Below are 13539 nucleotides of genomic sequence, written 5' to 3' on the forward strand. Positions count from 1 at the left end.
ATTATTGGACCAAAGAGAGGTGGCCCGATGCGTAGTGTTCGGATGCTCGCAGCAGTCCTGGCCCTGGGCGCCGGACTGGTCTCCGGTTGCGGTGGCACCCAGGAGAGCGGGAACTCCGGGTCGATGGCCTCCTCCACGGGGTCCACAGCGTCCTCCCGGGGCGGCGATTCCGCCACCCCCTTCCCGAACACCGAAACCTCGATTTCTGCACCCGCTCCCGCCACGTCCCGGCCAAGTTCCGGCCCCGGGCAGGGAAACGCTGAACTTGCCATCACCGTAGTTCCGTCCCAGGGCGCGCCGGAGATCGACTACACCCTGGCGTGTTCCGCCGGCACGCCAGCCGCGGAAAGCAGCCACCCCAATGCCGCGGCAGCCTGTGCAGCACTGAAGGCAAACCCTGGCATCGCTGCCCCGGCTCCGCCAGGAACCGCGCAGCCCTGCACCCAGCAATACGGCGGTCCCCAGACAGCCACCATCACGGGCGTGGTGGATGGTGTTGCCGTGGACTCAAAGTTTGCCCGCACCAACGGGTGTGAGATCAGCGCCTGGAATGCAGCCAAGGACGTGTTGGGCGTTGCCGGTGGAGCCTCTTAAGGTCCTGGCGCCGGATGACGCGCGGGCAAGGGAAGAAGCCCACCTCCGGCGGGTCAGCCGCTACGCCGATCCCTATCTGGCCCGCCGGTCAGCCGGCCGGAAACATCCGGTGGAGGACTTCCTTTTCACGTACTACACCCAAAAGCCCGGCCAGCTGAAGCGGTGGCACCCTGGTGCCGGAGCAGTCCTAACAGGCAGCCACGCAGCGGTGCGCGCGGCCTGGAAGCATTACCGGAAGCTCGACGACGGCGAACTTGCCTCCCTGGGGCTGGCTGCGGGAAGTAGCGCGGTCACCTTCGATCGGGGCGCCTTTCTGGCCGACCGCAAGGAAGCAGTGGCCTTCGCCGGCATTATCCTCCGCGGCACGGCGGCAAGGCCAGCGCAGTTTGGCTGTTTTGGGCTGCACGAGTGGGCAATGGTCTACCGGCAGGACAAGTTCGATCTCCGCCACGAGTACCTGCAGCTCCGGCTGGGGGCAGCGGGCACCGACAAGGTCGTGGAGGCTAACAGGATCCGCTGCACCCACTTCGACGCTTTCCGGTTCTACACCCCGGACGCCATCCCGCTCAACGAGCATTCGCCCAGCCGCGAAACCCAGCGGCACATGGAGCAGCCCGGTTGCCTGCACGCCAACATGGACCTCTACAAGTGGGCCTACAAGCTGCTGCCCGCGCTGCCCAGCGAGCTGGTCATGGACTGCTTCGAACTGTCCTGGCGGATCAGGGCCATGGACATGCAGGCTTCACCCTATGACCTGGCCGACTGGGGCTACCCTGCCATCCCCATCGAGACGCCGCAGGGCAAGGCCACCTACGTGGAGTACCAGCGCGCCTTCGCGGACGAAGCGGCCCTCCTGCGGGAAAGGCTTGCCACGGAACTTGGAGCCATGTCAGAGGGAGCACCCCGGTGATCGACCTGACCATCAGCATCCGGCAGGACAGCAATGCCCCGGAGCACGTCTTCCGGCTGCTGGCCCTGGACGGCAAGCCGGTTGCCGGGACCACCGTGCCGCAGCCGGCGGCGGCTTTGGCGGCCGTGGAGCGGTTCGGCGCAGACCTCTTCTTCCCCAAGCCCGGCCCGCCCAGGCTGTGCACCCAGCAATACGGCGGCCCGCAGGTGGCCATGGTCACCGGAACATTCCATGGGCGCACCGTCCACTCGACCTTCACGCGTACCGATGGCTGCGAAATCGCCCGCTGGAAGGCCTTGGCACCCCTGCTGGGCGGAACGGCTGCCTAATCTTCAGCTGGACTGGAAGCTGCAGGAACGAAAAAAGGTCCCGGACGGTCTCCCGACCGCCCGGGACCTCCCCCCCAGACCTTCTGATCAGCTACCCGGGCAGGTCACGTGCCCGGCACAGCCTGGGCCAGATCAAGTTGTGGCGCGCCCGCCGGGGCAGGGGCAGTGCCCTGTCCCACGTGGACATTCACCCAAGTCCTGATGCCATTGCTGCCAAGGCTCAGCCGCGAAAGATAAGATCCGTCGGAGAGGCCTGACCAGCTCAGCGTTGCCGAGGTGGCAGTCCCGTTCGGCGCCACGATGGGGTTTGGGCTCACCGTGAGGTTCCCTGCATCGCCGGCGAAGGTCACCGCCTGGACTGATGCAGTTGCAGGCCCGTTGTCAGGCGTGGCGTACAGGTTGGCCACCACGTAGTAGGTACCGGCCTTCGGCGACTCCAGGTCCAGGAACTCGCTGGCAGACGCCGTCGCCACCTGGATGGGGGTCAGGCCGCCCGAGCCGTTCGGTGCGTAGACCACCATGTCCCAGTCGACGTCGTTGGACTGTGCCTGGATGCCCAGCCGGGCAAACGAGGCGCCGGCGGGCACTTTCACCTGGATCAGGGCGTTGTGCGCGTCATTCGTGGGCGCGTACCCGCCGGGCGTCTTGGTGACCGCCGTCTGGCTCAGCGGCGCAAGCCCTTCCACGCCGACCGCGATGGGGCTGTCCGAACCGGACACCAGTTCCATGGTGCCGCTGCCGGTGCCGGTAGCTGAGCTGAACGAGAAGGACGGTGCGATCTGGGCGTCAACGGGCCGGACGGCGATCGGTGAGGTCACCGTTCGGGGCCCCTTCCAGGTGAGGCTTCCGGTGCTGAACTTGCCCACGGGTGCACTGACGTTGCGGATGGTCAGCGTCACTTCGCGGGCCTGGCCCGCCTTGGCGAAATTCAGGGCCTTGGGTTCCACGTTGACATTGAAGCCCGGCATGTTCACCTCGGGACGGTACATGCCCGGCACCAGCGCGGTCAGCTTGCGCTTCACCTGGACCTCACCCACCAGGCTGCCCAGGGCGATGGAGGGAACGTTGAGGTCGCGGGCAGCGATGGAGCCAGCCTGCGGAGCCCCGGTGTCCACGCCCTGGCCGTTGAGGAAGCCCAGCCAGTCCTGGATGCCGGAGTCGTACACCAGTCCTGGGTCGAGGACGCGGGTGGAATCGATGTGCCCGGCGCCGCCCTGGAACGGGTCCGTGTTGGGTGAACCGTCGGCATTGACCAGCGGGTAGGCGGTGGTCATCATCGCGGACTTCACCATGGCGGGGGTCCACTTGGGCTGCTTGCCCAGCACCAGGGCGCCGAAGCCTGCGATGTGCGGTGCTGCCATGGAGGTGCCTGACATGAAGCCGAATTGGTCACCGTGGTTGCCGATGGTGGAAACGCCGGCCAGGACGTTGACGCCCGGAGCGGAGATGTCCGGCTTCAGCAGGTCACCGCCGGAGGCAAGTGTGGGGCCCCGGGACGAGAATCCCGCAATCTGCGGCGCAGGGGCTGGCGGGAGGCCTGTCAGATCGCCCTTGACCAGGCTGACCGTCAGCGCCGGATTGGCTTCCAGCTTCGACTTCAGCTCCAGGCTCTTGGGTGCATTGACGTGGACAGTGGGGATGACGTGGTTGTCGGCGTCCTCGGAACTGCCGGTGAGGTTCACCAGGATCATGCCCACCCCGCCTTTGTTCAGGACTTCCTGGCTTTTGGCGGTCCTGTCCACCACGCCGCGGTCACAGACAACCACCTTGCCGGCCACCTTGGTGGCGTCCAGAGTTCCCGGGCCACAGAGGTTGGGGTTTGCCGCGCCCGTGGCAGCGGCGGCCGCGGCAAGGACAACCGGCTTGTCCGCCACTTCCGACTTCATGATGGACGCTCCGCGGTACAGCGAACCGTCAGATACCTTGACCGTGCCCTGCAGGTCGCTGGGGAAGGTTGAGGCGGCCACCGTTGTCAGCCAAGGAGAGGCGTGGTTCACTGTGGAGGCCGTGGGGCCTGAGTTCCCGGCGGATGCGGAGACAAAGATTCCGGCGGCGGCAGCGTTCAGGAAGGCCAGGGCGACCGGATCGGTGGTGCTGTTGTTGTTGCCGGAGATGGAGTAGTTCAGGACGTCGACGCCGTCCTTGATGGCTGCATCAACCGCCTCGACGGAGGCGGAGGAGTAGCAGCCGCCGGTATCCGGGTTGGTGTCCTCCCAGCAGACCTTGTACACGGAGACTTTGGCTGCCGGGGCAATACCCGAGCTCGTGCCGAAACTGGCGCCGTCGATCACCTGCTCAATATTGGCGTTCCCGGCCGCCGTGGTGGCCGTGTGGGTGCCGTGGCTGCCGACATCCACAGGGGAGATCTGCTCTTCCGGCGCACGGTTTTCCGGTGGCACGTACTGAAGGAAGGAATCGGCGAAGTAGCGGGCACCGATGACCTTGGAGTTGCAGAGCGAACCATCAAAGGCCGCCCCGGTCCCCTGGCCCTTTTGGCACTCCCCTTCGAAGGTGGTGCCATCGGCCTTGAGCATGGCGATCTTCCCGTCGCCGGTGCGGTACGGGACACCAACCTGCGCGGCCCCCTGCAGCGGCTTCAGCGCTTCGCCCTGCAGGAAGGGGTTGTCCGGCGCGTAGCCGGAATCGATGACGCCCACCACCACCCCCTTGCCGGCGTTGGCTACGCCGCCGAGCTGCGTGGCCCAGGCGCCGTCAGGGCCGGTGAGCTTGAGGAAGTCGGTGGTGGTGTAGTCAGGCTTGTTTTCGACGTCCGGCGCCACCACCAGGACCCTGCTGTCCTTGGACAGCGCCGCGGCCTGCGTTGCGGTCAGCTCAGCGGTAAAACCGTTGAGCGCTGCGGTGTACTGCTTGGCGGGGGTGACCCCCTGGGCTGCTGCCACGTCCCGTTGCTGGTTGCGCAGGTGGGCGTCATATGCCTTGAAGTTGGGGCTGGCGGCGTCCAGCTTCCTGCCCTGTTGGGGCTTGGTTGCCCCCAGGCCTGCGGCTCCCCCTTCGTAGGCCGCGGCGGCCGGGCCGGCGAGTACCACGATGTACCGGCCGTCCTTGAACTGGCTGTCGCTTGTGGCGGAGGAAGCGTTCCCTGCCCCTTCGCCATCCGGTGCGGCGGATGCTGGTCCTGCTGCCAGCGAGCTGAGGATAAGGGGCAACCCGACGGCCAGGGCCGCCGCCTTCCGGAGTCCCCCAGCCCGCAAGGGGCTCTTTCCAGTTGATTTCACGTGCAACCCTTTCACGATGTGCCGCCCAGCTTCGGCGGGCGACCGAACGACTGGAACCGCAGAGGGAATTACAGATCTTGTAATCCTTTACGACCAAGCTGTTCACAGGGTACAGACTGAGAGCCTGATATGACATAGGGCACATTTCCGGATTTTTTGCATGTCATATGTGCCCCGGGCGGCGCTCGCCGGACATGGAAAAGGGCGCCCCGAAGGGCGCCCTTTCCACAGGTGGGAACTAAGCCGGCGGGCTAGTGGCGCGGAGTGCGCACCACATCGCTGATCCACTGCCGGGTCTTCTCGTCGACAGGCCCTGCCACCCGCGTTTCGCGGGCCAGTCGGTCCGCCTTCACCTTCTGGAACACCATCCTGCCCAGGCCGGCAAACACCGCCGCGGCGACCATGGGCAACAGCACGGACTTCGATTTCTCAGCCATTCAGCAATAGTAGTGAAGGGCTTCCGGCAACTCCAGAACCCCGCGCGCGTGCTGCCCCTGGCCCGGTCTCTGCCAGGGTTCCGCCCGACTGGCCTGCCGGATGCAATGGGGGTTGGCCCGGGCCGGTAGAATGATAGGGCAAGCTCGCGGAGCGCCCGTCCACCATGTCCCCCGACACCCCGGTACGGCGTGAGACGGCACCACTCCGCTGCGCCCTTACCCAAGCTCACGCACAGGAGTTACCGGATGCCCCGGATCGTTGTTGACGTCATGCCCAAGCCCGAGATTCTGGACCCGCAGGGGAAGGCAATCGTTGGCGCTCTCCCCCGGCTGGGCTTCACCAGCTTCAGCTCTGTCCGCCAGGGCAAGCGTTTCGAACTGACGGTCGACGGCGAGGTGACGGAGGAGATCCTGGCCCAGGCCCGCGACGCCGCCGAGACCCTCCTGTCCAATCCGGTCATCGAGGACGTCGTCAATGTCGAGGTTGTCGAGGCCTGAGATGACTGAACTTCCCCTGATCGGCGAAGCCGTCGCCGTTGCGGCGGAGCCGCGCCTGGCCGGCGCCCGGATCGGCGTCGTCACCTTCCCCGGCACCCTGGACGACCGGGACGCTGCCCGCGCCGTGCGCCTCGCCGGTGCCACCGCCGTCGAACTCTGGCACGGCGACGCCGAACTCGGCGACATCGACGCCGTCATCATCCCCGGTGGATTCTCCTACGGTGATTACCTGCGCGCCGGTGCCATCGCCCGTTTCGCCCCGCTGATGTCCAAGATCATCGACGCCGCGAACTCGGACGCCAAGCTGCCCGTCCTGGGTATCTGCAACGGCTTCCAGATCCTCACCGAGTCACACCTGCTGCCCGGTTCGATGATCAAGAACGACCACCTCAAGTTCCTCTGCCGCGACCAGGTGCTGCGCGTCGAAAACACCAACACGGCGTGGACGCTGGACTACCAGGCCGGTCAGGAAATCACCATCCCACTGAAGAACCAGGACGGCCAGTACATCGCGGACGAGAAGACCCTGGACGCCCTTGAGGCCGAGGGTCGCGTCGTATTCCGCTACGTGGGCTTCAACCCGAACGGCTCGCGCCGCGACATCGCCGGCATCTCCAACGCCGCCGGCAACGTGGTGGGCCTCATGCCGCACCCCGAGCACGCCGTAGAGCCGGGCTTCGGCCCCGAATCCCTCGACGGGATCGGCGGGTCCGACACCGACGGCCTCGGTTTCTTCACCTCCGTACTGAACAAGATTGTGGGAGGCGACAAGTGACCACCGAAACCACCAAGAAGTTCAACATCGACACCGTCGAGAACGCCGCGAAGACCCCGGACACCGAGCTCCCCTGGGCCGAGCTGGGCCTGAAGCAGAACGAGTTCGACGAGATCGTCAAGGTCCTTGGCCGGCGCCCCACCGGCGCGGAGCTGGCCATGTACTCCGTCATGTGGAGCGAGCACTGCTCCTACAAGTCCTCCAAGAACCACCTGCGCCAGTTCGGCCAGAAGGTCACCGAGGAAATGAAGAAGGACATGCTGGTGGGCATCGGCGAAAACGCCGGCGTGACCAACCTGGGGGACGGCTGGGCCGTCACCTTCAAGATCGAATCGCACAACTCGCCGTCGTTCGTTGAGCCTTACCAGGGCGCCGCGACCGGCATCGGCGGCATTGTCCGCGACATTATCTCCATGGGTGCCCGCCCCGTTGCCGTCATGGACCCGCTGCGTTTCGGCGCCATCGACCACCCGGACACCGCCCGCGTCATGCACGGTGCCGTGGCCGGCATCGGCGGCTACGGCAACTCCCTGGGCCTGCCGAACATCGGCGGCGAGATGGTGTTCGACTCCGTCTACCAGGGCAACCCGCTGGTCAACGCCCTCGCCGTGGGCGTCATGCGCCACGAGGACATCCGGCTGGCCAACGCCTCCGGCAAGGGCAACAAGGTGGTCCTGTTCGGTGCCCGCACCGGCGGCGACGGCATCGGCGGCGCGTCCGTGCTGGCCTCCGAGTCCTTCGACGACACCAAGCCCTCCAAGCGCCCCGCCGTCCAGGTGGGCGACCCCTTCGCCGAGAAGGTCCTCATCGAGTGCTGCCTGGAGCTGTTCAAGGGCTCCCTGGTGGAAGGCATCCAGGACCTCGGCGCCGCGGGCATCTCCTGCGCCACGTCCGAGCTCGCCTCCAACGGCGACGGCGGCATGCAGGTTGAGCTGACCTCCGTCCTGCTGCGCGATCCCACCCTGACTCCGGGTGAGATCCTGATGTCCGAGTCGCAGGAACGCATGATGGCCGTGGTCACGCCGGAGAACGTTGAGGCGTTCGAGGCCGTCATGGACAAGTGGGCCGTGGAGTACTCCTGGCTGGGCGAGGTGACCGATACCGGCCGCCTGATCATCACCTGGGAAGGCGACGTGATTGTCGACGTCGATCCCCGCACCGTGGCGCACGACGGCCCAGTCTACGACCGCCCGTACGCCCGCCCCGAGTGGCAGGACACCGTCCAGGCCGACACCTTCACCGGCTCCGTGCAGGACGCCGGCCGCCCGGCCGCTCCGGCCGAGCTGGCCAAGGCCGTCACCGAACTCGTGGCGTCGCCGAACATGTGCTCCAAGTCCTGGATCACCAACCAGTACGACCGCTACGTGGGTGGAAACACCTCCATGGCGTTCCCCGACGACGCCGGTGTGGTCCGCGTTGACGAGGAGTCCGGCCTGGGCGTCGCCCTGGCCACCGACGCCAACGGCCGCTACACCTACCTCGACCCGTACCACGGCGCGCAGCTCGCACTGGCCGAGGCCTACCGGAACGTTGCCACCGCGGGCGCCATCCCCATGGCCGTCAGCGACTGCCTGAACTTCGGCTCCCCCGAGGACCCCGATGTCATGTGGCAGCTGGCAGAGGCCATCCGCGGCCTGTCCGACGCCTGCATGGTGCTGGGCATCCCGGTCACCGGCGGCAACGTCTCGCTGTACAACCAGACGGGCACCACGCCCATCCACCCCTCCCCCGTGGTGGCGGTCCTGGGCAAGCTCGACGACGTCGCGCGGCGCACGCCGTCAGGCTGGCGTGAGGACGGGCAGGCCATCTACCTCCTGGGCACCACCGGCGCCGAGCTGGATGGTTCCGAGTGGGCCAACATGCGCGGCCACCTGGGCGGGCAGCCGCCGAAGGTGGACCTTGAGGCCGAGCGTGCGCTGGGTGAGATCCTGATCAACGCCTCGCGTGACGGCATGATCGACTCCGCCCACGACCTGTCCGAAGGTGGCCTCGCCGCTGCCCTCGTGGAGTCCTCGCTGCGCTACGGCGTCGGTGCCCGGATCGCCCTCCAGGATGTCATGGACCGGGACGGCGTGGACCTGTTCACGGCGCTCTTCTCCGAGTCCCAGGGCCGTGCCGTCGTAGGTGTTCCCCGCTCGGAGGAAGTCCGTTTCACGGACATGTGCACCGCCCGCGGCTTCGCCCACACCCGCATCGGCGTGGTGGATGCGGCAAGCGGCAAGCTGGAGATCAACGGCGTGGACGCCCTGTCCCTCGATGCCCTCCGCGAAGCGCATGAAGGGACCCTGCCGAAGTACTTCGGCTGATCCTCCCACCATCACCCCACCCATCGATTGCTCCGTACTTGTCGTTTTGAACCGTCAGAACGACAAGTACGGAGCAATCGTTTTTTATGTACCCCTCCGCCAGCCGGCGAGGGACCCGGCCAGAGCTTGGGAAGGCCGGAGCCGGTGGGGAGCACTCGTTTTTTATGAACCCCTCCGCCAGCCGGCCTGTGCCAGGGCAACAAGTACTTTGGCGGCGGCTGGCTTCGCATCGTTGACCATGTGGCGCTTGGAGATCCTGACCTCCGTCCACCCCAGGGCGGCATAGCGCTCCGAGCGGTCGATGTCCCTGGCGATCTGGCTTGCATCTCCATGGTGTTCGCCCTCGTACTCGATGCCAATCCTGTATTTGCGATAGGACAGATCGGGCTCATGATGCCTGCTGCCGTCGTCTGCGATGATCGGAACGTTCAGCTCGGGTTCGGGGAGTCCCGCGCGGACAATAGCGAGCCGCAGCAATGTTTCCTGCGCTGAATCGGATCCCGCCCGGATGAGTTCCAGGGCCTCCTTCGCCTTCCGGATCCCCCGTTTTCCCCGGTGTTTTTCAACCATCCGCTGCAGGTCCCATAGGCTGCACAGCGGCATGTCCCGGCCCTCAAGCCGAGGTCTGGGCACGCGCACGCAACTGTCTCCCATGGCCACGATTTCATCGACCGACAGCAACTCCGCCATGTCGAGCCACGTCCGCGCCGGCGTAGTCACCGGAAGGCCGTCAACGGTGGTGACTTCATCCTCGTACAGCTTCATGCGGTGCACGACGACATGGGGCCTGTCCAGATGGGCCGCGCCCTCGGGACGGATCAGGTGGTAAACGTCAAAGGCCTCATCCTGGCGCCGCTGCGGCAGCGAATGAAGCGCCGCCGCCGTCACGTGCGACGCGGCGCATCGCTCATTGACTTCGATGAAAGGCCGGACCCGAACGCTTAAGGGGAGCGCCGTCGTCGTGCCTTCCATCCTGATTCCCCTGCCGCAGTATGTGAGCGATCCATGCCGCCAGCGGCGTGCGGAGACTCCGGCAACCGAAGCGTCAATAAGGGTGAAGGGGCGTCCCCGGAGTTCCTCCGGCAGCGGGTGTGGAGTCTTCATCGATCCATGAGAGCAGAATCCAGGCGGGCCCGCAGAAGTTATCCACACCCTTCATCGACTGCTGAGCAGGTGTCGTTTTGGCGCGTCAAAACGACGAATACGGAGCAATCGATGGGTGTGGGTCCAGCCGGGATGGTTCCCTGGCCGAGCGTGCGGGGCGAGGGCGACGATGGAGGCTAGTCCTCGCTGTGCAGCTCACGCTGGCGGGCGCTGAGCAGTTCGATCTCGGGCCGGCCTGCGATGAAGCGTTCGACGGCGGCGAGCACCTCCACGAGGTGTGCCCGGTCCGCTGCCACCAGCCCGGCGCCAAGCTGCGTGCGCCGGTGTTGGCTGTGGTCCCCCACCTCCGCTGCGGAGACCTCAAAGCGGCGCTTAAGCTCGGCGACGAGGGGCCGGACGACCGATCGTTTCTCCTTCAGGCTGTGCACGTCGCCGAGGAGGATGTCGAACTCGATCCAGCCGATCCACATGGTTTCATGTTATCGACTGCTCCGTAGACGTCGTTCAGGCGGGCTCAAAACGACATCTACGGAGCAATCGACGGGGTTAGATGGTGAGCTCGCCCATCAGGTCCCAGCCTTCACCCTCCAGCTGGCGGCTGATGATCCTGGGGGTCTCGGCGAGGGCCTGCGGCATGTCAGCCATGGCCTTCTTGAAGTGCGCGCTGTTCACGTGGTCGCCGGCGGCGTCATCCTTGAAAGCCTCCACCAGGACGTACTCGTTGGGGTCGTCAAGGCTCCGGGACCAGTCGAACCACAGGTTGCCGGGTTCCTGCCGCGTCGCTTCGGTGAAATCTGCCACCAGGGCGGGCCAGCGGTTGGACCACTCGGGCTTGACCTTGAACTTGACGACGATAAAGATCATGGGGTTGTTCCTTCCGCGGCGAGACTGCGTGCCCCTTCAATGTACCGGGAAGTAACGTACCGTTGCGCCGCCCGGGTCACCAGGCCTCCGGCGGCGTAGAACCAGTTGGCGGGCCGGCTGAAGGCGCGGATCCTCAGCCACACCTCCCCCTGGCTGTTGATCTCCACTTCGAACGATTCCTCTCCGCGGGCAGGGTGGCCGGGCAGTGTGCCGTACCCAAACCCTGCGGATTGGGGGACACCGCCCGCGGAGGGTTCGTGGACCCAGACCACCTGGCAGGGGGCAGGCAGGCGGAAGGGCCCGACGCCGAATCCGCTCACCACGCGTGCCCCGCGCGCTGCCCGGGGTGAGTCGGCCTGGACCTGCAGCCCGGCCCGCCGCTGCAGTTCCCAGCCCAGGATGCCTTCCGCCACTCGGCGGTAGACGTCCAGGCCGCTTCCCAGCCTGGCTTCCTCAAGGACCCGGCCATATCCTTCCGGGGCTGTGCCCTGTTCGGTGCTTCCCACTCCCGGATAGTCGAGCCTGGCGGATCCCTTGTCAGTCATTGCTGCCTGCCTTCTCGAGGCGCGCCCACCCCAGTTGTTCCTGCTGCTTCCGGTTCAAGCCTGCCACGACCAGGTCGTATGAGTCCTCCACCATGTCCCGGACCATATCGTCCGGCAGGGAGCCGTCCAGACGGACGCCATTCCAGTGGGTCTTGTTCATGTGCCATGCGCCGGTAATCGCCGGGTGCACGGCACGAAGTTGCACCGCCAGGGCCGGCTCGCATTTCAGGTTCACGTAAAAGTCGCGCTCATCCATGGATGACAGGGCAAACAGCTTGGCCTCGTGGCGTGTCCCGCCGGCCGTGTGGGCACGGACCTTGAAGACCGACGTCTCCGGCCCAAAGGGAAAATCCTCGTAGCCTCCGGGGAACGAGAGGCAGATTTCCCGCAGCGCATCTGGGTCCATAAGGGAAGCCTATAAAGCGGACCGGCACGGTGCTAGTCTGCGAGGATGTCACGCGACCAGGGAGCCATACCTGTTCTGGACTTGAGTTCCGCCCGGCAGCCGTACGGGTCTTTCCGCCCGGAGTTCATTGAGGAGCTGCGGCACGCCACCCACAATGTGGGGTTCTTCCAAATCACGGGTTACGGCGGGCGGCCGGGCCAGGCGGAAGAGCTCCTGGACCTTGTCCGGCGCTTCTTCAGCCTGCCGCTGGAGGAGCGGATGAAGCTGGACAACCGCCTGTCGCCACACTTCCGCGGCTATACGCGGATGGGCACCGAAGTGACGCAGGGCCGGGCGGACGCCCGGGAGCAGATCGATTATTCCCCGGAGCGCGAGCCGGTCAGGGACTATCCGGACCACCAGCCATACTGGCTGCTGCAGGGCCCCAACCTTTGGCCGGACGAATCGTTCCGGGAACTGAAGCCTGCGGCGATGGAGTGGGCGGAACTGATGTCCGAGGTGGGCATGGAGTTGCTGCGGGCCATCGCTGTTTCGCTGCAGCTGCCCGAGGACTACTTCGATGAGCCCTTCCGTGATTCACCGGCATGGATGGGAAAGCTGGTGCACTACGTGGGCGGAGTAGTGGAGGCGGCCGGAGACCAAGGCGTTGGCTCGCATGCGGACTATGGTTTCGTGACCCTCCTTCTGCAGGACGGCGTTGGAGGGCTCGAAGTGCTGCCGCCCGGCACCAGCGAATGGCTGCCGGTGGAACCCCTCCCCGGGGCCCTGGTGGTGAACCTTGGCGAGATGCTGGAAGTTGCCACAGAGGGTTACCTTGCGGCCACCGTCCACCGCGTGCAGGCTCCCCCACCCGGCGTGGACCGCTACTCGGTGCCGTTCTTCTGGTCCCCGCGGCTGGACGCGGTCATCGAGCCCCTGCCGCTGGCTCCGGAACTGAAGGCAGCTGCGCGGGGCATCACTGACGATCCCGCCAATCCGCTTCTGGCGTCCTTCGGCATGAACATGCTCAAGGGCAGGATGCGCGCGCACCCCGATGTCACTGAACGGCACTATCCGGAGCTGCTCAAGCGCTCCAGCTGAGGACGCCTAAAGGTCGTACTTCCACGCGAGCTGCACAGGGCAGGCGTTCATGACCACGTCCAGCCCTGCGGCCTTGGCCCGTTCCGCTGCTGCCTCGTCGATGACCCCCAGCTGCAGCCACACGGCTTTTGCCCCCACGGCAATAGCCTGGTCCACCACGCCGCCCACCTTCTCCGAGTTCACAAAGCAGTCCACGACGTCGATCGGCTGCTTCTCCGCTGGGATGTCACCGAGGGATTGGTACCCGGTTTCGCCATGGACGGCATCGCCGCGCGGGTTGACGGGGATGATTTCCATGCCGAGCCGGTCGCGGACAAACAGGGAAACATCGTAGGCCGGGCGCGCCTCATTGGTGGTCAGACCAACGGTGGCCCAACGTCCTTTGGTTCGCATAAGGCGTTCGGTGACTGCAGGATCGTTCGTGTGGCCCATGGGGCCAGCCTACGTGAACTACG

Annotated in this window: 15 protein-coding genes; 7 read left to right on the forward strand and 8 right to left on the reverse strand. The window is 66.0% G+C overall.

The features are described from left to right. The first annotated feature begins 27 nt into the window (after positions 1-27). The 3 genes from VXJ37_RS14110 to VXJ37_RS14120 are packed head-to-tail and all read left to right on the forward strand — an operon-like array spanning position 28 to position 1833. Positions 28-594, forward strand: coding sequence for an SSI family serine proteinase inhibitor (locus tag VXJ37_RS14110; protein WP_331323661.1), 567 nt, complete (start codon positions 28-30; stop codon positions 592-594). Then, a complete protein-coding gene (locus tag VXJ37_RS14115) occupies positions 551-1504 on the forward strand; it encodes a 3-methyladenine DNA glycosylase (protein ID WP_331323662.1) in 954 nt (317 codons plus the stop codon). The genes VXJ37_RS14110 and VXJ37_RS14115 overlap by 44 nt, the downstream gene beginning before the upstream one ends. Further along, positions 1501-1833: a serine protease inhibitor gene (locus tag VXJ37_RS14120; protein WP_331323663.1), complete on the forward strand. Its 333-nt coding sequence runs from the start codon at positions 1501-1503 to the stop codon at positions 1831-1833. Before VXJ37_RS14115 ends, VXJ37_RS14120 begins: the two co-directional genes overlap by 4 nt. A gap of 104 nt (positions 1834-1937) precedes the next feature. Here VXJ37_RS14120 and VXJ37_RS14125 read toward each other — a convergent pair whose 3' ends face one another. Then, complete coding sequence (locus VXJ37_RS14125) at positions 1938-5045, reverse strand: S8 family serine peptidase (protein ID WP_440589815.1); 3108 nt, start codon at positions 5043-5045, stop codon at positions 1938-1940. 275 nt (positions 5046-5320) lie between these two features. After that, positions 5321-5506, reverse strand: a complete 186-nt coding sequence (locus VXJ37_RS14130) for a hypothetical protein (protein ID WP_141943938.1) — start codon at positions 5504-5506, stop codon at positions 5321-5323. A 246-nt stretch (positions 5507-5752) separates the two neighbouring features. Between VXJ37_RS14130 and purS the strand changes: the two genes are divergently transcribed. The 3 genes from purS to purL are packed head-to-tail and all read left to right on the forward strand — an operon-like array spanning position 5753 to position 9085. Beyond that, complete coding sequence (gene purS, locus VXJ37_RS14135) at positions 5753-6004, forward strand: phosphoribosylformylglycinamidine synthase subunit PurS (protein WP_015935902.1); 252 nt, start codon at positions 5753-5755, stop codon at positions 6002-6004. 1 nt (position 6005) lies between these two features. Continuing rightward, the gene (purQ, locus tag VXJ37_RS14140; protein WP_331323665.1) at positions 6006-6779 is read left to right on the forward strand and encodes a phosphoribosylformylglycinamidine synthase subunit PurQ; all 774 of its coding nucleotides are present in this window, start codon (positions 6006-6008) and stop codon (positions 6777-6779) included. After that, positions 6776-9085: a phosphoribosylformylglycinamidine synthase subunit PurL gene (gene purL / locus VXJ37_RS14145; protein ID WP_331323666.1), complete on the forward strand. Its 2310-nt coding sequence runs from the start codon at positions 6776-6778 to the stop codon at positions 9083-9085. Before purQ ends, purL begins: the two co-directional genes overlap by 4 nt. A 162-nt stretch (positions 9086-9247) precedes the next feature. Here the strand turns inward: purL and VXJ37_RS14150 are convergent, their stop codons facing one another. The 5 genes from VXJ37_RS14150 to VXJ37_RS14170 all read right to left on the reverse strand — a co-directional run bounded on the left by VXJ37_RS14150 (position 9248) and on the right by VXJ37_RS14170 (position 12004). Beyond that, complete coding sequence (locus VXJ37_RS14150; protein ID WP_331323667.1) at positions 9248-10189, reverse strand: hypothetical protein; 942 nt, start codon at positions 10187-10189, stop codon at positions 9248-9250. Positions 10190-10365: 176 nt separating this feature from the next. Continuing rightward, positions 10366-10659 (reverse strand): DUF503 domain-containing protein, encoded by a 294-nt coding sequence (locus VXJ37_RS14155; protein WP_331323668.1) that lies wholly within the window; start codon positions 10657-10659, stop codon positions 10366-10368. A 76-nt stretch (positions 10660-10735) separates the two neighbouring features. Continuing rightward, positions 10736-11053: a putative quinol monooxygenase gene (locus VXJ37_RS14160; protein ID WP_331323669.1), complete on the reverse strand. Its 318-nt coding sequence runs from the start codon at positions 11051-11053 to the stop codon at positions 10736-10738. Then, positions 11050-11598: a DUF1990 family protein gene (locus VXJ37_RS14165; RefSeq protein ID WP_331323670.1), complete on the reverse strand. Its 549-nt coding sequence runs from the start codon at positions 11596-11598 to the stop codon at positions 11050-11052. The genes VXJ37_RS14160 and VXJ37_RS14165 overlap by 4 nt, the downstream gene beginning before the upstream one ends. After that, positions 11591-12004, reverse strand: a complete 414-nt coding sequence (locus VXJ37_RS14170) for an MmcQ/YjbR family DNA-binding protein (RefSeq protein ID WP_331323671.1) — start codon at positions 12002-12004, stop codon at positions 11591-11593. Before VXJ37_RS14170 ends, VXJ37_RS14165 begins: the two co-directional genes overlap by 8 nt. A gap of 45 nt (positions 12005-12049) precedes the next feature. Here VXJ37_RS14170 and VXJ37_RS14175 point away from each other — a divergent pair, with 45 nt between their 5' ends. After that, the gene (locus VXJ37_RS14175; protein ID WP_331323672.1) at positions 12050-13084 is read left to right on the forward strand and encodes an isopenicillin N synthase family dioxygenase; all 1035 of its coding nucleotides are present in this window, start codon (positions 12050-12052) and stop codon (positions 13082-13084) included. Between the two features lie 6 nt (positions 13085-13090). On the opposite strand, the gene VXJ37_RS14180 is transcribed toward VXJ37_RS14175, so the two are convergent. Further along, positions 13091-13516: a CoA-binding protein gene (locus tag VXJ37_RS14180; RefSeq protein ID WP_331323673.1), complete on the reverse strand. Its 426-nt coding sequence runs from the start codon at positions 13514-13516 to the stop codon at positions 13091-13093. Between the last annotated feature and the right edge of the window lie 23 nt (positions 13517-13539).

This window comes from Pseudarthrobacter phenanthrenivorans (genome assembly GCF_036455295.1).
Taxonomy (GTDB): domain Bacteria; phylum Actinomycetota; class Actinomycetes; order Actinomycetales; family Micrococcaceae; genus Arthrobacter; species Arthrobacter phenanthrenivorans_C.